The organism is Actinosynnema pretiosum (assembly GCF_024171695.1).
Taxonomy (GTDB): domain Bacteria; phylum Actinomycetota; class Actinomycetes; order Mycobacteriales; family Pseudonocardiaceae; genus Actinosynnema; species Actinosynnema pretiosum.
The window spans coordinates 479,844-498,136 of the sequence record NZ_JAMTCF010000005.1; the positions used below are offsets into that span (position 1 = coordinate 479,844).

Annotated in this window: 12 protein-coding genes; 6 read left to right on the top strand and 6 right to left on the bottom strand. The window is 73.7% G+C overall.

What is annotated here, in order from left to right; genetic code table 11:
• The first annotated feature begins 307 nt into the window (after window positions 1-307).
• The 4 genes from LV78_RS13200 (at window position 308) to LV78_RS13215 (ending at window position 9,150) form a co-directional block, all read left to right on the top strand.
• Window positions 308-1,579, top strand: a complete 1,272-nt coding sequence (locus tag LV78_RS13200) for an ABC transporter substrate-binding protein (RefSeq protein WP_253845486.1) — start codon at window positions 308-310, stop codon at window positions 1,577-1,579.
• A complete protein-coding gene (locus LV78_RS13205; protein WP_253845488.1) occupies window positions 1,576-2,481 on the top strand; it encodes a carbohydrate ABC transporter permease in 906 nt (301 codons plus the stop codon). The genes LV78_RS13200 and LV78_RS13205 overlap by 4 nt, the downstream gene beginning before the upstream one ends.
• Window positions 2,478-3,284: a carbohydrate ABC transporter permease gene (locus tag LV78_RS13210; protein ID WP_372494876.1), complete on the top strand. Its 807-nt coding sequence runs from the start codon at window positions 2,478-2,480 to the stop codon at window positions 3,282-3,284. Before LV78_RS13205 ends, LV78_RS13210 begins: the two co-directional genes overlap by 4 nt.
• 382 nt (window positions 3,285-3,666) lie before the next feature.
• Window positions 3,667-9,150, top strand: coding sequence for an ATP-binding protein (locus LV78_RS13215; protein WP_253845491.1), 5,484 nt, complete (start codon window positions 3,667-3,669; stop codon window positions 9,148-9,150).
• Window positions 9,151-9,263: 113 nt separating this feature from the next.
• On the opposite strand, the gene xynA is transcribed toward LV78_RS13215, so the two are convergent.
• The 6 genes from xynA to LV78_RS13245 form a co-directional block, all read right to left on the bottom strand.
• Complete coding sequence (gene xynA / locus LV78_RS13220) at window positions 9,264-9,965, bottom strand: endo-1,4-beta-xylanase XynA (RefSeq protein WP_253845495.1); 702 nt, start codon at window positions 9,963-9,965, stop codon at window positions 9,264-9,266.
• Between the two features lie 170 nt (window positions 9,966-10,135).
• Window positions 10,136-11,746: a RecQ family ATP-dependent DNA helicase gene (locus LV78_RS13225; RefSeq protein WP_253845579.1), complete on the bottom strand. Its 1,611-nt coding sequence runs from the start codon at window positions 11,744-11,746 to the stop codon at window positions 10,136-10,138.
• Between the two features lie 205 nt (window positions 11,747-11,951).
• The gene (locus LV78_RS41585) at window positions 11,952-13,157 is read right to left on the bottom strand and encodes a cytochrome P450 family protein (RefSeq protein WP_253845497.1); all 1,206 of its coding nucleotides are present in this window, start codon (window positions 13,155-13,157) and stop codon (window positions 11,952-11,954) included.
• A gap of 306 nt (window positions 13,158-13,463) precedes the next feature.
• On the bottom strand, window positions 13,464-14,357 hold the full coding sequence (locus LV78_RS13235) for an SAM-dependent methyltransferase (RefSeq protein WP_253845499.1): 894 nt from the start codon (window positions 14,355-14,357) through the stop codon (window positions 13,464-13,466).
• Between the two features lie 309 nt (window positions 14,358-14,666).
• Window positions 14,667-15,098, bottom strand: coding sequence for a PPOX class F420-dependent oxidoreductase (locus LV78_RS13240; RefSeq protein ID WP_253845501.1), 432 nt, complete (start codon window positions 15,096-15,098; stop codon window positions 14,667-14,669).
• Window positions 15,099-15,158: 60 nt separating this feature from the next.
• Complete coding sequence (locus tag LV78_RS13245; RefSeq protein WP_253845502.1) at window positions 15,159-15,638, bottom strand: FBP domain-containing protein; 480 nt, start codon at window positions 15,636-15,638, stop codon at window positions 15,159-15,161.
• Window positions 15,639-15,706: 68 nt separating this feature from the next.
• Here LV78_RS13245 and LV78_RS13250 point away from each other — a divergent pair, with 68 nt between their 5' ends.
• Together LV78_RS13250 and LV78_RS13255 are read left to right on the top strand one after the other, a co-directional pair.
• A complete protein-coding gene (locus LV78_RS13250) occupies window positions 15,707-16,273 on the top strand; it encodes a TetR/AcrR family transcriptional regulator (RefSeq protein WP_253845504.1) in 567 nt (188 codons plus the stop codon).
• Window positions 16,274-16,780: 507 nt separating this feature from the next.
• Window positions 16,781-18,274 (top strand): VMAP-C domain-containing protein, encoded by a 1,494-nt coding sequence (locus LV78_RS13255; RefSeq protein WP_253845506.1) that lies wholly within the window; start codon window positions 16,781-16,783, stop codon window positions 18,272-18,274.
• The last annotated feature ends 19 nt before the right edge of the window (window positions 18,275-18,293 follow it).

Genomic DNA, 18,293 nt, shown 5'->3' on the forward strand with positions numbered 1-18,293 from the left:
CCTGCCCGTTTCCGTCAGTCCCGGCCTCGGAGCACGCCGCACGCCAGTGGCGTGTTCCGAGGCGCGATCGCCCGCCACCACGACCGGCCGAGCGCGCCCCTCTACCGGATGACCTCCAACGGGTGGTTTCCCCGCCACCGCCGCCGCGCCCCCACCACCCCGCCGCACCGCGCGCACCAGGCACAACGCCCGCCCGCGCCCGTCCCACCCGCCCCGCGCAACCCCCGTCCACCACGCGGACGACCTCGACACAAGATCGCCCCCAACCCCATGATTCCCCGCAGTTCCGAGCCGGGGAGGTGGTGTCATGGGCACCGGGGGACTGGACCGACGCTCGTTCCTCGCGGCAGCCGGGCTGCTCGGCCTCGGCCTCGGCGGCGGCCCCGCGCTGACCGCCTGCGGGTCCAACACCGGCCGGGACGGGTCCGCGCCCGGCACGCTCAGCCACTGGTACCACGCCTACGGCGAGGACGGGGTGCAGGACGCCGTCCGCCGGTACGCCGCCGGTTACCCCGACGCCCGCGTCGAGGTGCAGTGGAACCCCGGCGACTACGACTCCAAGATCGTCACCGCGCTCCAGGGCGGCCGGACCCCCGACGTGTTCGAGGCCCAGGTCAAGGTCGACTGGGTCAGGCAGCAGCAGGTCGCCCCGCTCGACGACCTCCTCGGCGACCAGCGACCCGACTTCGTCAAGGCCCTCCTGGACGCGCAGACCGTCGACGGCCGCCTCTACGGCATCCCCCAGGCCATCGACACCCAGGTCCTCTTCTACCGCCCCAGCCTCCTGCGCGAGGCGGGCGCGACCCCGCCCACTACCGTGGACGAGCTGGTCGACGCCACCCGCCGCCTGTCCGGCAACACCGCGCGCGGCCTGTTCGCGGGCAACGACGGCGGCGTCGCCGTGCTCACCGCGCCGCTGCTGTGGTCCGCGGGCCTCGACCTGCTCAGCGCGGACGGCAGGTCCCCCGGCTTCGACGACCCCCGCGCCGCCACCGCCATCGGCAAGCTCCGCGAGCTGCACGCCACCGACGGCCTCCTGCTCGGGGCCCCCACCGACTGGGCCGACCCCGGCGCGTTCACCGAGGGCCTGACCGCCATGCAGTGGACCGGCCTGTGGAACCTGCCGAAGATCGTCGAGGCGCACGGCGACGACGTGGGCGTGCTGCCCTTCCCCCGGCTGGACGCGGACGGCGCCGAGTCCGTGCCCGTCGGCGCCTACAGCGCGATGGTCAACGCCCGCGCCGCCGACGTCGACCGCGCCAAGGACTACGTGCGCTGGCTGTGGGTCGAGCGGACCGACCACCAGGCCGAGTTCGCCACCGCCTTCGGCGCCCACCTGCCCGCCCGCGCCAGCCTGGAGGACGCCGCCGACCGGCTCGCGGGCGGCCTCGGCGGGCAGGTCGCCCAGCTCGTCGCCGACCTCGGCCGCGTCGCCAGCCCGGCCCGCTGGACCGCCGCCGCGAACACCGCCCTGTCCGACGCCGTCTCCCGCGTCGCCCGCGCGGGCGCCGACCCCGCCGAGGAGCTGCGCGCCGCCGTCGCCACCGCCCGCGACGAGCTCACCAGGCTGGACCGGTGACCCGCAGCCGCCCGCCGGCGTTCTGGCTGTTCGTCGGCCCGTTCGCGGCCGGGCTGCTGCTGTTCACCGGCGTCCCGATCGCCTGGAGCGCCTACCTCAGCCTGTTCGACGCCAGGGGCACCGTCACCCCGACCCGCTTCACCGGCCTGGACAACTACACCGCGATCCTCACCGACCGGGCGTTCCTGGACAGCGTCGGCACGTTCACCACCTTCGCCGCCCTCGTCGTCCCCGCCACCACGGTCCTCGCGCTCGGCCTCGCCCTGCTGCTCAACGGCATCACCGTCGCCCGCGCGTTCTTCCGCTCGGTGTTCTTCCTGCCGTTCGCCTGCTCCTACGTGGTCGCCGCGCTGCTGTGGCGCTCCGCCCTGTTCCCCGGCACCGCCGACGGCGCGGCCAACACCGCGCTGGGCTGGTTCGGCGTCGACCCGCTCGCCTGGACCGGCACGGTCGACCCGCCGCTGTACTGGGTCGTGCTGGTCAGCGCCCGGCTGTGGCTGCAACTGGGCTTCTACGCGATCCTGCTCGTCGCCGCCCTCCAGCGCGTCCCCCAGCACCTCTACGAGGCGGCCTGGGTGGACGGCGCGTCCCCGCGCTGGCAGACCTTCCGGCACGTCACCCTGCCCGGCCTGCGCAGCGCGCTCGTGGCCGTGCTCACCCTGAACCTGATCAACGCCTACCAGGCGTTCGACGAGTTCTACAACATCCTCGGCGACTCGCGCGGCTACCCGCCGTTCGCCCGCCCGCCGCTGGTGTACCTGTACTACACCTCGCTCGGCTCCGGCGGGCAGGACCTCGGGCGGGGCAGCGCGGGCGCGGTCGTGCTCGCGCTGGTGATCGCCCTGGTGACGCTGCTGTCCGGGCGCGCGCTGCGGGGCGTCCGGCGGGAGCCGGGCCGGTGAGGCCGGTCGGGCACCGCCGCACCACCTCGGGCCTGGTCGGCGCGCTCGCCCGCTGGACCGTCCTGCTGCTCTCCTCGGCGCTGTTCCTGCTCCCGTTCGCCCTGCTGCTGCGCGACGGCGTCGGCACCGGGTGGGCCACCGTCCGGCAGGTCTTCACCACCACCGACGTCCCGTTCGCCCGCAGCCTGCTCAACTCCACCGCCGTCGCCGTGCTCCAGACGGCGGGCCAGGTGCTGCTCTGCGCGCCCGCCGGGTACGGGCTGGCCCGCGTCCCCCACCGGCACGCGAACCGGGTGCTCGCCGCGATCGTCGCCACCCTGATGGTCCCCGCCGCCGTCACGTTCCTGCCGACCTTCGTGGTCGTCTCCAGCCTCGGCTGGGTCTCCGACCTGCGCGGGCTGGTCGTGCCCGGCCTGTTCAGCGCCCTCAACGCCTTCCTGTTCCGGCAGTGCTTCCTGGACTTCCCGGCCGAGCTGGAGGAGGCGGGCACGCTCGACGGCCTGTCCCGCTGGGGCGTGTTCCGCCGCATCGTGGTCCCGAACCGGCTGGGCTTCCTCGCCGCCATCGCCGTGATCGACTTCATCGGCGCGTGGAACCAGTTCCTGTGGCCGCTGGTGATCGCCCAGGACTCCTCGTCGTGGACCGTCCAGGTGGCGCTGTCCGCCCTGCTCACCGCGCAGAACCCCAGGACGACCCTGCTGCTCGCCGCCGCCGCCGTGTCGATCCTGCCGGTCGTGCTGGTGTTCGCGCTCCTGCAGCGCCACCTGGTCAGGGGCGTCACCGAGACCGGCCTCAACGGCTGAGGGGTCCCTCCTAGCTGCCGGGCGCGGCTGCGCACCCCCGTAGCGCGGTCACCCCGACGGCACCCCTACCACCGTGCAAAACCGACAACCCGCGCCACGGGTTCGGTAAAACCCAGGTAGCTCTGGGTGATCCCCTGGCGATCTTTCCCCTACGCCGCAACCGGCGGTTCTCCCCTCCGGAGGAACTTGTGTGGCCGTTGATCCGTGTGGTAACCGCTCAGCGGCCTTTGTCGACACCCTACAAACCGGCCGCCCCGCCACACCCCATCACGAACATGGTGCGCGGGTGGCCGAGCCGTCAGGGTTATGAATCAGGCTGCGGGCGGCGCTCCGGTACGCGGACGCCGCCTTTCGCGCGTGGGTAATCGGGAGGCTCAGCAAGGTGTTCACTCGTGTCGCCATCGTCAACCGCGGTGAGGCCGCCATGCGGCTCATCCACGCCGTCCGGGACCTGTCCGCGGAGACCGGGAGGCGCATCGAGACGGTCGCCCTCTACACCGACGCGGACCGGGGCTCGACGTTCGTCCGCGAGGCCGACCTCGCCCACTGCATCGGCCCGGCCTCGGCCCGCCCCTACCTGGACCACGCGGTCCTGGAGCGCGCCCTGCTGGAGACCGGCGCGGACGCGGCCTGGGTCGGCTGGGGCTTCGTCGCCGAGGACCCGCTGTTCGCGGAGCTGTGCGACCGGATCGGCGTGACCTTCATCGGCCCGTCCGTCGAGGCCATGCGCAAGCTCGGCGACAAGATCGGCGCGAAGCTGATCGCCGAGGAGGTCGGCGTCCCGGTCGCCCCGTGGAGCAAGGGCGAGGTCGCCACCCTGGAGGACGCCCTCAGCGCGGGCGCCCGCATCGGCTACCCGCTGATGCTCAAGGCCACCGCCGGTGGCGGCGGGCGCGGCATCCGCATGGTCGCCTCCGCCGAGGACCTCACCGAGGCCTACGAGCGCACCAGCCAGGAGGCCCTGCGCGCCTTCGGCTCCGGCATCGTGTTCCTGGAGCGCCTGGTCACCGGGGCCCGGCACGTCGAGGTGCAGGTCATCGCGGACGGCCAGGGCACCGCCTGGGCCCTGGGCGTGCGGGACTGCTCCGTGCAGCGCCGCAACCAGAAGATCATCGAGGAGTCGGCGTCCCCCGTCCTCGATCCCGAGCAGACCGCCGAGCTCAAGGCCTCCGCCGAGCGCCTCGCGCTCGCCGTGGACTACCGGGGCGCGGGCACCGTCGAGTTCCTCTACCACCCCGGCGAGAAGCTGTTCGCGTTCCTCGAGGTCAACACCCGCCTCCAGGTCGAGCACCCGATCACCGAGATCACCACCGGCACCGACCTGGTCAAGCTCCAGCTGCACGTCGCGTCCGGCGGCAGGCTGGAGGGCCCGCAGCCGGTCGAGAGCGGCCACGCCGTGGAGGCCCGGCTCAACGCCGAGGACCCCGACCGCGACTTCGCCCCCTCGCCCGGCCGCATCACCCGCCTCGTGCTGCCCTCCGGCCCCGGCATCCGGGTCGACACCGGCGTCAGCGAGGGCGACAGCATCCCCGCCGACTTCGACTCGATGATCGCGAAGATCATCGCCTACGGCCGGGACCGCTCCGAGGCGCTCGGCCGCCTGCGCCGCGCCATGGCCGAGACCACCGTCGTCATCGAGGGCGGCGCCACCAACAAGAGCTTCGTGCTCGACCTGCTCGACCAGCCCGAGGTGATCGACGCCAGCGCCGACACCGGCTGGATCGACCGGGTCCGCGCGGACGGCGGCCTGGTCGTGCACCGGCACTCCGGCGTCGCGCTCGCCACCGCCGCCATCGCCTCCTACCTGGAGGAGGAGGCGGTCAGCCGCCAGGGCCTGCTGGTCACCGCGTACGGCGGTCGCCCCCAGGTGCAGCACGAGACCGGCCGCCCGCTGAACCTCAAGCTGCGCGGTGCGAGCTACCAGGTCACCGTGGCCCGCGTCGGCCGCTCCCGCTTCCGCGTCGGCGTCTCCGGCGGCGGCGCCGTGCACACCGCCGACGTCGAGGGCGAGCGCTTCGACGACCACAGCGGCCAGATCACCGTCAACGGCCGCCGCCACCGCCTCGTCGTGGCCACCCACGGCCCCGTCCACCTGGTCGAGGTCGACGGCGTCGCGCACCGCATCAGCCTGGACGAGGGCGGCGTCGTCCGCTCGCCCGCGCCCGCGCTGGTCGTGGCCACCCCGATCGCCGTCGGCGACGAGGTCGAGGCGGGCGCGCCCGTGCTGGTGCTGGAGAGCATGAAGATGGAGACGGTGCTGCGCGCGCCGTTCCGCGCCCGCGTCCGGGAGCGCCCGGTGTCCGTGGGCAGCCAGGTGGCCACCGGCGCGCCGCTGATGCGCCTGGAGCCGCTGGCCGACGGCGCCGCCGCCGAGGCCGAGACCGCCACCGAGGAGGCGCCGGTCGACCTGCCCGCCGAGCGCGACGGCGTCGCCGCCGAGGACCGGCTCGGGCACTGCCTGGCCGACCTGCGCAGCCTGCTGCTGGGCTTCGACGTCGACCCGCAGGACCGGGGCCGCGTGCTGTCCGGCTACCTGGCCTCGCGCGCCGAGCTGGGCGGCCGTCCCGTCGAGGGCGAGCTGGACCTGCTGACCGCGTTCGCCGACCTGACCGAGCTCAGCCGCAACAAGCCGCGCGGCGAGCTGGAGGCCGAGCCGGGCAGCCCCGTGCACAGCCCGCGCGAGCACTTCCACAGCTACCTGCAGAGCCTGGACGTCGAGCGGGCCGGGCTGCCCGAGGACTTCACCGCGAAGCTCTCCAGGGTGCTCGCCCACTACGGCGTCACCGAGCTGGACCGCACCGCGCCCGGCCTGGAGTCGGCGGTCTTCCGGATCTTCCTGGCCCAGCAGGACCCGGCCGCGCACGCTGCGGTGATCTCGGAGCTGCTGCGCCAGTGGATCGAGTCCCCGCCGCCCGCCGAGCCGCTGCTCCAGCGCGCCGGTCTGGCACTGGAGCACCTGGTCGAGGCCACCCAGGTCCGCTTCCCGGCGCTGTCGGACCTGGCGCGCGGCATCGTGTTCCGCTGGTTCGCCCAGCCGCTGCTGCGCCGCAACCGGGCCAAGGTGTTCGTCGAGGTCCGCGACTCGCTGCGCTACCTGGACCACAACCCGGACGCCCCGGACCGCGCCGAGCGCATCCAGGCCATGGTCGCCGGTCCGCAGCCGCTGGTGCGCCTGGTCTCCGGCCGCGTCGGCCGCCCCGACCGGGACAGCGGGCCGCTGCTGGAGGTCATCACCCGCCGCTACTACGGCAACCGCAGGCTGTCCTCGGTCACCACCACCGACCTGTCCGGCTGCCGGTTCGTCACCGCCGACTACGAGGGCGGCAACGGCGTGCACCGGGTCGTGGCCACCGCCGTCGACATCGACTCGCTGCCCGCCGCCGTCGACGCGGTCGGCCGGATCGCGGCGAACGGCGAGGGCGGCCTGGCGGCCGACCTGTACCTGGTCTGGGACGGGCAGCCCGACATCGAGGGCATGGCCGTGCGGCTGGCCGAGGTCCTCGCCGCGCACCCGCTGCCCGACTCGGTCCGCCGGGTCACCACGACCGTGGCGGGCTCCACCGGCGCGGTCATGCACCACCACTTCACGTTCCGCCCGGAGAACGGCGCGCTCGTGGAGGACCGGCTCATCCGGGGCCTGCACCCGCAGATCGCCCAGCGCCTGCAGCTGCACCGGCTGCGCGAGTTCGACCTGACCAGGCTGCCCTCGGTCGACGAGGAGATCTACCTGTTCAAGGCCACCGCCCGCAGCAACCCGGCCGACGAGCGGCTGATCGCCATGGGCCAGGTCCGCGACCTGACCCCGCTGCGCGAGTCCGACGGCAGGCTCGTCGCGCTGCCCGCCGTGGAGGAGGCCATCACGGCCTGCCTCGACTCGATCCGCAACATCCAGGCGAAGCGCCCGCAGAACAAGCGCTTCGACACCAACCGGATCATGATGTACGTCTGGCCGTCCACCGAGCTGACCCCGGACGAGCTGAACACGCTGGTCGAGCGCATCCTGCCGACCGCCGTCGGCGCGGGCCTCGAGGAGGTCCAGTTCCTGGCCCGCCAGCGCACCTCGTCCGGCGACCTGGCCGAGGTGGCCGTGCGGATCGCGCTCGACCCCGGCCACGGCGCCACGCTGCACGTCGGCGAGCCGTCGAACGAGCCGGTGCTGCCGCTGGACGACTACGGCCAGAAGGTCGTGCGGGCGGCCAGGCGCGGCAACACCTACCCGTACGAGCTGGTCGGGATGCTCACCGGCGCCGAGGGCGAGTTCGTCGAGCACGACCTGGACGAGCACCGCGCACTGGTGCCCGTCGACCGGCCGAGGGGCCGCAACACCGCCGCGCTCGTCGCGGGCGTGATCAGCACCCCGACCGACCGGCACCCCGAGGGCGTCACCCGCGTGATCCTGCTCGGCGACCCGACCAAGGCGCTCGGCGCCCTGTCGGAGCCCGAGTGCGCGCGGATCATCGCCGCGATCGACCTCGCTGACCGGATGGACGTGCCGCTGGAGTGGTTCGCGCTCTCGGCGGGCGCCCGGATCTCGATGACCTCCGGCACCGAGAACATGGACTGGGTCGCGGCGGCGCTCAAGCGCATCGTCGAGTTCACCCAGGACGGCGGCGAGATCAACATCGTGGTCGCGGGCATCACCGTCGGCGCCCAGCCGTACTGGAACGCCGAGGCCACGATGCTCATGCACACCAAGGGCATCCTGGTCATGACGCCGGACTCGGCGATGGTGCTCACCGGCAAGCAGTCGCTGGACTTCTCCGGCGGCGTCTCGGCCGAGGACAACTTCGGCATCGGCGGCTACGACCGCGTCATGGGCCCGAACGGGCAGGCGCAGTACTGGGCGCCGAACCTGGTGGGCGCGCGCGACGTGCTGATGTCGCACTACGACCACTCGTACGTCGTGCCCGGCGAGACCGGCCCGCGCCGCGCGCCGACCTCGGACCCGGCCGAGCGCGACGTGTCCGGCTTCCCGCACGCCGTGGCGGGCAGCGACTTCGCCACCGTGGGCCAGATCTTCTCGGCCGAGCACAACCCGGACCGCAAGAAGCCGTTCGACATCCGCACCGTCATGCGCGCGGTCACCGACCAGGACCACCCGGTGCTGGAGCGCTGGGCGGGCATGGCCGACGCGGACACCTCGGCGGTGCAGGACGCCCGCATCGGCGGCTGGCCGGTGTGCCTGATCGGCATCGAGTCCCGCTCGGTGCCCCGTCGCGGCTTCCCGCCCACCGACGGCCCGGACACCTACACGGCGGGCACGCTGTTCCCGCGCTCGTCCAAGAAGACCGCGCGGGCCATCAACGCCGCGTCGGGCAACCGGCCGCTGGTGGTGCTGGCGAACCTGTCCGGGTTCGACGGCTCGCCGGAGTCGATGCGCAAGCTCCAGCTGGAGTACGGCGCGGAGATCGGCCGGGCCGTGGTGAACTTCGAGGGCCCCATCGTGTTCTGCGTGATCTCGCGCTACCACGGCGGCGCGTTCGTGGTGTTCTCCAAGGCGCTCAACCCGAACATGACGGTGCTGGCGCTGGAGGGCTCGTTCGCCTCCGTGCTCGGCGGCGCGCCCGCGGCGGCCGTGGTGTTCTCCGGCGAGGTCAACAACCGCACCGCCACCGACCCCCGCGTCACCGAGCTCCAGGCGCTCGTCGCGGCGGCCACGGGCGCGGAGCGCGCCTCGCTGAACACCCAGCTGGCCGAGGTGCAGGCGTCGGTGCGGGCCGAGAAGCTCGGCGAGGTCGCGGCCGAGTTCGACCGGGTGCACAGCATCCAGCGCGCGGTCGAGGTCGGCTCGGTGGACGAGATCATCAGCGTGGCGCAGCTGCGCCCGAGGATCATCGAGGCGATCGACCACGCGCTGAAGGGGTGAGCTGATCCAGGACGGCGCGGGCCACGACGTGAGTCGTGGCCCGCGCCGTTCCGCTTCCGGCGGGGAGGAGCGCTCCCGTGCCCTGCCGCCGTCGCGGATCCGGTGGCGCCGGGTCAGGAGACGGTGATGTTCGAGCTGCCGCTGCTCTGGTAGCCCTCGGTCGCCATGATCATGTAGTAGCGGAAGTCGCCCAGCCGCAACCCGTACCGGCTCCAGGCGTCGAAGTGGTTGCCGGTGGTGATGGACCCGCCGACCCGCTTGGACTGCCGGGTGCTCCAGAACTGCGGGAACGTCTTGTTGTTGCCCTCCACCGAAGGCGCGTTGTAGCGCATCGTCTGGTAGACGTCGTACGTGCCGCCGTCGCTGCCGACGGTGCCCTTGAACGTGCCGGTGGGGCGGTAGTTCCCCCAGCTCTCCACGATGTAGTACTCGACCAGCGGGTTGGACGTCCAGCCGTACAGGCACAGGTAGCCGTTGCCCGAGGGGCTGAAGCCGCCCGAGTAGTTCACCGTGCGGCGGCTGCCGTTGCTCCAGCCCTTGCCCACCACGAAGTTCCCGGTGTTGCGCCACGACGTGCTGTAGTTCCCGCCGCCGCCGAGCGTCATCGAGATCGTGTTCTGCGAGTCGGTCCAGAACGAGAAGTAGTACCCGTTGTGGGTCCCGGTCTGGTTGGTGGTGATCGTCTGGGCGTGGGCGGTGCCGGGGAGCACCAGCCCGGAGGCCGCCCCCAGCACGGTCGCGCCCGCCCCGCCCAGGAACAGCCTGCGGCCGATCCGGTGGTCGCCGCCCGCCGCTGCGCCGGCTGCTTCTGCCATGTCCGCCTTCTCCTCCTCGTCGAGGTCCGGCGCGGGCCTCGGGCGGCGGCGCCCGGCCGGAACGCGTGGCACCAGTGTTTTGCGCGCCCGGTCCGGTGTCAACGCTTTGCGAAACTGTTGCGCGGCAACGGGGTGCGCAACAGTTTCGCGGCGGCGGCGAGTTCCGGCGGTCAGGCGGCGGGCGGCACCCGGTCCAGCAGCGAGTTGGCCTTGACCACCTGGAGCGAGAGCGTCTTGTAGCCGACCTCGTGGAACAGCACGGTGATCTGCTCGCCCTCGGTGCGCACCACGGTGCCCTCGCCCCACTTCGGGTGCGTCACCCTGCTCTCCGGCGGGAACTCGTCGTCCTCGGCGACCGGGGTCTGCGTGTCCACGCCGCCGTCGCAGGTGTCGCAGTTGCCGCAGGCGAAGCCGAGCACCTGCCCGAAGTAGCCCAGCAGGTTCTGCCTGCGGCAGCCCCTGGTCTCGGCGTAGGCGCGCAGCACCTCCACCCGCGACAGCTCCAGCCTGCGCAGCCGCGCGGCCTCCTCCACCGCCTCCTCGGCGGCCTCCTTCGGCAGCTTCTCGGCGGTGAGGCCGTCCTCGTCCACGCTCAGCGCGCCGACCGCCGTGAGCAGCGCGACGTGCGCGGCGATCTTGCGGCGGGACATCTCCAGCGCGTCGGCGGCCTCCTCGGCGGTCACGCCCGGCTTGCCGTGCACGTGCGCCATCAGCGTGGCCAGCTCCGCGCGGTCCGGGCGGCGGGCCTTGAAGAACCGCTGCAACCCCAGGTCCTTGGGGCTGAAGAACAGCACCGCGTGCGCGGGCTCGCCGTCCCGACCGGCCCGGCCGATCTCCTGGTAGTAGGCGTCCAGCGAGCCGGGCGCGGCGGCGTGCGCGACGAACCGCACGTCCCGCTTGTCGATGCCCATGCCGAACGCGGAGGTCGCCACCACCACGTCCACCTCGCCCGCCATGAACGCGTCCTGCACCCGCACCCGCTCGGAGGCGCGCATCCCGGCGTGGAACGGCTCGCCGCCCAGCGCCTCCGCGTAGGCCTCGGCGTCCTTGCGGGTGGCCACGTAGACCAGGCCGGGGCCCTGCGCCTCGCGGACCCACGACAGCAGCGCGCGGCGCCGGTCGTCGTCGTCCGCGAACTCGCGCACCTCCAGCTTCAGGTTGGGCCGGTCGAAGCCGCTCACCAGCACCACCGGGTCGCGCATCCCCAGCTGCGCCACCACGTCGTCGCGCACCGCCGAGCCCGCCGTCGCGGTCAGCGCCAGCACCGGCGGCCTGCCGAGCGACTCCACGACCTGGCCCAGGCGCAGGTAGTCGGGGCGGAAGTCGTGGCCCCACGCGGAAACGCAGTGCGCCTCGTCCACGACGAACAGCGCGGGCCTGCCGAGCTTCTCGACCACCTCGGGCTTGGCCAGCTGCTCGGGCGACAGGAACAGGTAGCGGGCCTGCCCGCGCTCGACCGCCTCCCACGCATCGCGGTTGTCCGCTTCGGACTGGGCGGCGTTGACCGCGTACGCCGGGGGAGCGCCGACCTCGCGCAGCCGGGCGACCTGGTCGCGCTGGAGCGCCACCAGCGGGGAGACCACCACGATCAGCCCGTCGAGCAGCAGGCCGGGCACCTGGTAGGCGCCGGACTTGCCCTGGCCGGTGGGCATGACGACGAACACGTCGCGCCCGCGCAGCACCTCGCGGATGGCGGTGACCTGCTCGTCCCGCAGCCGGTCCCAGCCGAAAGCGCGCTTGGCGGTCCGGTTGACCTCGCGCCGCTCCCCACCCTTGACCATGCGGGTGAACCTGCGCCTCCACCCCTGAAACCGTGTGCTGCTCATGCGGCCCACTTTCCCAGCACGAGGGGGTGGGAAACCGCGTTCCGGGTCACAAGGTGGTGGAGCGGCGGGCGCGCGCCGGTCCGGCTCGGCGGTTTCTTGTTGCGCGCCAAGGGAAAGCGCTGGCTCCGGGCAGGTGTCCCCGGTGGTGGGCCTGGAAAACTTAGGGGTCGAGCAGCACGGGCAGCGAACGCCAGCCGGTGACCGTCTGGGAGCGCCTGCGCACCAGGTCGTCCGGGCTGCCCGAGCGGCGGAAGTCCGGGAACCGGTCCAGCAGCCCGCGCAGCGCCACCTCGGCCTCCAACCTGGCAAGCGGCGCGCCGACGCAGAAGTGGACGCCGTGGCCGAACGCCAGGTTGCCGCTGTCGGCCCGGTCGGCCAGGAACTCGTCCGGGTCGGGGAAGCGGGCCGCGTCCCGGTTGGCGGAGGGCAGGCTCACCAGCACGATCTCGTTCGCCGGGATGACCGTGCCGCCGACCTCCACGTCCTGCGTGGTGAACCGGGCCGTGGTCATCGCGACCGGGCTGGTCAGCCGCAGCAGCTCGTCCACCGCCCCGCGGGTCAGGTCGGGGCGCTCCACGAGCAGCCTGCGCACGGGTTCCTCGCGCAGCAGCAGGTCCGCGCTGGAGCTGATCAGCCCCACGGTGGTCTCGTGCCCGGCCACCACCAGCACCAGGCAGGTGCCGAGCAGTTCCGCCTCGGTGAGCCGGTCCCCGTCGTCGGCGGCGCGGGTGAGCGCGGACAGCAGGTCGTCGCCGGGGGAGGAGCGCCGGTCCGCGATCAGCCCGCGCAGGTAGGCGGGCATCTCCTCGGACGCCCGCAGCGCGTCCGCCTGGCCGAACTCGCCCATCAGCTCCTGCGACCAGCGGCGCATCGACGGCCGGGCGTCCTCGGGCACGCCCAGCAGCTCGCAGATGACCGTCATCGGCAGCGGCAGCGCGAACCGCTCGACCAGGTCCACCTCGGTCGTGGTGGGCAGCGCGTCCAGCAGCTCGGCGGTGAGCTGCTCGACCCTGGGGCGCAGCCGCTCCACGCGCCGGGCGGTGAAGTCCTTGGCCAGCAGGCGGCGCAGCCGGGTGTGGTCGGGCGGGTCCATGACCAGCAGGTTGTCCCGGAACAGCGCGGACAGCCTGGGGTCGCGCCCGGCCTCGACCAGCTTGCCGCTCATGATCTCGCCCAGCCGCCGGAAGTCCTTGGCCACCCGCTCGTCCCCGAGGACGGCGCGGGCGCACGCGTGGTCAACGACGACCCACACCGGCAACCCGTTCGGCAGCGCGGAGCGGTGCACGGGCCCCTGCTCGCGCAGGGCGCGCAGGGTGGGGTGGGGGTCGTGGAGGTACGCGGGGCTGAACAGCGGCGGCGCGGTCACCTCCCCGATGGTGGCCCAGCGCGGCGGGCGTGTCAGCGGTTTCCCGGCGCATTGCGCCGATCGGGCCCCCACGCGCGTCGGCGCGCTCAGCCCAGGCGCGCCCGGTTCCCACCGCTGCTTGTCCCGGCGCGCCCGATCCGCACCGCGTCCGGTTCCCGCCGCTGCCTGTCCCGGCGCGCCCGGTCCACACCGCCGCCCGCACCACCACCCCCGGTCCCTACCGCACGGCCCGCGTCGCCACCTGCCCCGTCACGCCCCCGCGCAACCCTCGCCCCGCATCTCACCCCGCCCCGCCCCACCCCGCCCTCATCCGGTCCGCTTCTCCGCGAAGATCCACCGGTTGTCCTCCAACGGGTCGTCCGCCTCCGGCGCGGGCCCCCGGCCGTGCTCGACCGCGAACTCGAACGGCACCCTGGAGGTCGCCGTCCAGCCGCGCGCCGCGAGGTCCGTCGCCGTGTCGGGCCGGGGGTCGGGGTTGAACAGCGACAGCAGGTCGACGCCGATCCGCTTGCGCGCCACCGTGTACAGCGGCCCGGTGCGCACCGGAGCGCCGTCCGCCGGGAACGTCTTGAACTCGAACGCCAGGCTGCTCCCCGGCGCGGACAGCCGGTCCAGCTCCCGCACCAGCCGCCGCTCCGCCGAGTGCGACAGGAACATGAAGATGCCCTCCGCCAACCACCCCGTCGGCGCCTGCGGGTCGAACCCGGCCGCCACCAGCCGGGGCGTCCACGTCCCGCGCAGGTCGGCGGCCACCGGCGCCCGCGCGGCCCCGCCGCTCGCGCCCAGCCCGTCCAGCACCCGCTGCTTGAACGCCAGCACGTGCTCGTGGTCGACCTCGAACACCGTGCACCCGTCCGGCCAGTCCAGCCGCAGCGCCCGCGAGTCGAGCCCGGCGCCCAGCAGCACGAACTGCCGCGTCCCGGCCCGCGCGACCCGCGCCAGGTGGTCGTCGAACACCCGCGTGCGCAGCCCGAAGTAGCGGCCGAGCCTGCCCCACAGCGGGTCGGCGTCGCCGTCCGCCACGTCCTCGATGCGCAGCGGCCAGCCCTCGGTGTCCGGTAACGCCCGCACGAAGTGCTCCGCGTACCCGTCGACGGCGAGCGCGTCGCCCCGGTTGCTCTCGATCGCCCGAGCCGCCGCGACCATCAGCGCGGTGCGGCTCACCCCGGCCGCGACCCGTTCCTCCTCCGCAGTGGTCACCGCGTCCCCTCCCCGCGAAGCCGGGCGCTCCGCCCCCGGATGCCGCCCAACGCCGTCGTGGGGCGGTCGGGGGCGAAACTACGCTACGGCGCTGGCGGTTCCGGGTGCGTCGGCTGAGGGGGTGACGCGCGTGTTGCGCAGAGTCGTCCCCGCTCCCGCGCCGCTGACCGGTGAGGTCGCGCCTGAACGTGTCAGCGGTGCTCCCCGGAGTGCGCCCGCCCCGCCGCCGGGCCCCCGCCCTTGAGTCGAACGGATGAATCCGCGCCGGGGGCCGACTTCCCCGCCCCGGCCGCGCGCCGGACCTCGGGCTCAGCCGATGCTCTGCCCGTACACCCGGCTGACCCGAAGGCTGATCAGCACCCGCCGCTCGGCGACCATGGCGGTCCGGTACTCCTCCCAGTCCGGGTGCTCCCCGGCGGCCCGCCGGTAGTAGTCGACCAGCGCCTCCACCTCGGGCCCGCGCGGGTCGGCGCCGGGCCCGGTCAGCTCGACGGTCCCCTCGGCCGTGGCCCAGCTCAGCCCGTCGCCGCTGGTGACCTCCAGCGCGGCGCGCGGGTCGCGCCCCAGGTTCCTGGCCTTGGCCCGGTCGGCGGAGGTGGAGATCAGGACGACCTCGGCCGCGCGGTCGTAGTAGGGCTGCACGGGGGAGAGCTGGGGCGTCCCGTCGGACTTGAGCGTCGCCAGGACCCCGAGGGAGCTGTGCGCGAGCAGGTCCCTGGGGTCGAACTCGGTGGTGGTCATACCCGGATGATCCCCAAGTGCGGCGCACCCGTCACCCGGTGTCCCGCACCCGTCACCCCGTCACCCCGTCACCCTGGCGACGAACGCGCTCAGGTTCACCACGATCCGCCTGCTCCGCTCCTCCACCCCCAGCGTCTCCCGGTTCGGCTCACCGGAGTCCCGCTTGCCGCGCACGTACAGCGAGCACGCCAGGTCGCCGCACAGGTACGTCCCCACCGAGTCCCCGGCCTTGCCCGCCTTCCCGGCCTTCGGCGCCACGACCAGCGACACCCCGCCGCTGTGCGTGGTCACGCAGATCGAGCACATGCCCCGCCCCCGCGCCACCGGCGCGGGCGCCCGCAGGGCCAGCCCGGTCACCTGCCCGTCCAGCTCGGCGACCAGGTAGGCCCGCTCGGGCGCCTTCGGATCGCGCCACCCCAGGTAGTCCAGGTCCTCCCAGGGCTGCTGCGCCAGGTCGCGCGGCACGTTCAGCCGCTTGGCCTCGCCCTTGCTGCAGTTCACGAACGCGCCCCGGATCTCCTGCTCGGTCAACGGCCTCATGGTGGGGTACGGTAGGTTCCCTAAAGCTTTTAGGCAAATGACTAAGACCTTTCGGAAGGTGGTGCGGCGTGACGCGTGCGGGCCTGACCACGGAACGCCTCGTCCGAGCGGGGGCCGACCTGGCGGACGAGCTCGGCTTCGACCGCCTGACCGCCTCCGAGCTGGCCCGCAGGGTCGGTGTCAAGGTGGCGAGCCTGTACTCGCACGTCGCCGGGTTCGACGACCTGCGCGCCCGGATCGCCGCCTTCGCCCTCGCGGAACTGGCCGACCAGGCGGCCGACGCCCTGGCGGGCCGTTCCGGCCGGGACGCGCTCGCCGCCCTGGGCGGCGCGTACCGCGACTACGCCCGCCGCTGCCCCGGCCGGTACGCGGCGACCCGCAGCCGGGTCGCCCCGCAGGACGTCGCCGTCGGCCGCAGGCACTCGGACCTGGCGCGCGCCGTGCTCCGGGGCTACGACCTGCCGGAGGCGGAGCACGTCCACGCGGTGCGGTTCATGGGCAGCGTGTTCCACGGGTACGCGGAGCTGGAGCTGGCGGGCAGCTTCCAGCACAGCGAACCCGACAGCGCGACGAGCTGGCAGCGCGCCCTGGACGCCCTGGACGCGGCGCTGCGCGCCTGGCCGACGCCCCGGTAGCCCGAGCCCCGGTCCTTGGCGCTTTTCCCGACTCCTCGATACAGTTCGGCGTCAGCGGAAAAAGGCACTTTGCAAGTTTCTCCATTTCCCGGTTTTCCCGGTTCGGGTGTTCAGGGGAACGCCTCCGGGGGAGCGTGCACACCGGGTTGAAAATCCCCCTCCCCTTTCCTGCGAACGGGGCATGGGCAGCTACGCGGAACGGGTGGCTTCCCTTACGGTGTCGCCCCTGCGGCGGACCCTGACCTGTGGGAGTCCCGAGGACGCTGCGGGACCCCGGCTCATCGAGAGGGAATTGGCCTGTCCGGCCGCAGCGCCAGGGGACCCCTCTGGCTCTAGGGTGGACGGGTCGGCGCCCAGGACGGGGAGGCGTGTTGTGGGTCTTTCCCTCGGGCCGCGCGCATCCCGGGAAATCCCCACCGAGCATTGCTCGGTCGTCCGCACCGCGTTCCGGCGATCCCGGCACACCTGCCACTGAACAGGAGAATCCTCGGCAACCAGGGAGCAGGCATGGTCCGTGAAGGCAGTCGCGACAGCCGGGGGCGGGGAACCGTCCTCCCGTTCGCCGAGGCGCTCAGCGGCATCCCCGGACTCGACACCCAGGCCGACCGGGACGCGTTCGTCGACGTCCTGCGCGATGAGCTGGACGAGCCGATGGTCCTCAAGGAGCAGACGCACCCCAGGATGCAGCTCTACCGGATAGCGGAGTTCTGCGCGCGGACCCCCGAGCGGCTGGACGCGCTCCTGCGCGCGGCCCGCTGGTGCGCGCACGACCCGGCGCGCGTGTCCGCGCTGGAGCGGCTGGTGCTGGGCTCCGACGTCGAACCGGTGCACACCTCAGCCGCCACGACCACGCTGCTGGCGCTGCTGGAGGGGACCTCGCTGCCCGACCTGGCGGAGCTGTGCGCGTCCATCGCGGGGCCCGCCGCGGACGACCTGCGCGGACCCGTCACCTACCGCCAGGCGTTCGCCCTGCTGGACAACGTCAACACGGGCGCGTCGGGCCTGCCCAGGACCCTGGAGCTGGTCGAGCGCATCGCCACCAGGTTCCCGGCGGGCCTGGGCAACGAGCTGCGGGACTGGGCGTTCCGGCAAGCGCTGGAGCTCGAGGTCGTCGACCAGCTGCTCGCCCTGCGCGGCGCCGCGCACACCACCGCCGGACCGGCCCCCGGTTCCCCCGCCTACCTCGTGCTGCGCCTGGAGCGGCACGGTCCCAGCGGGGAGGAGTACCGGCTGTGGGACTGGCGGCAGCTCGACGGCACGGCCGACTGGGCGCCCGTCCCCGGTCGCGAGGTCACCGGGCCGCTCCCGGTCGTGAAGAAGCACGTCGCCGACCTGGTGGACCAGGTCGAGCGGGAGTGGGCGCGGCACGACGTCGAGATCCGCATCGAGGTCTTCCTCAGCCCCGAGCTGCTCAACCTCGACGTGGACGCCTGGCCGTGGGAGCGCGGGGCCCTGCTCGACGAACCGGTGGGCTGCCGCTACCAGCTGGTGGTCCGCAGCACCCGGCGCGCGGTGAACCCCCGCTACCTGCGGGTGTGGTTCAAGCGCTGGTCCGCGCTCCTCAGGCACCTTGCCGAGGGGCGCGTGATCCCGCTGTCGGGCCGGGTCGACTGCGAGGCGGGCGCGCTGACCGCGCTCATGACGGAGCTGAACCGGGACCGCGAGCTGGTCGCCGTCGTCCTCAGCGGTCCGCCCGAGCCGGGGTCCCCCGGTTTCCAGCAGGTCGAGGCGGGGGAGCGGCACGGCGTCCCGCTGATGCTGTGGCACCGCGACCGGACCGCGGCTCCGGGGTTCCCCGACCTGGTCGACGCGCTCCTGCACACCGACGACGACCGGCACGACCTGCTGGGCAAGGTGCGTCTGATGCGCGTCGCGGCGTTCGGGGCCGAGACGGGCACACCGCCGAAGGCGGGCGCCGCCGTGACCGTGCTGTACGACGACCCCGACCGGCTCGTCACCCCGTCGGGCGCGGGCGTCCCCGAGGAGGCGGTCGCGCCATGACCGCCGCCGGGGGAACAGG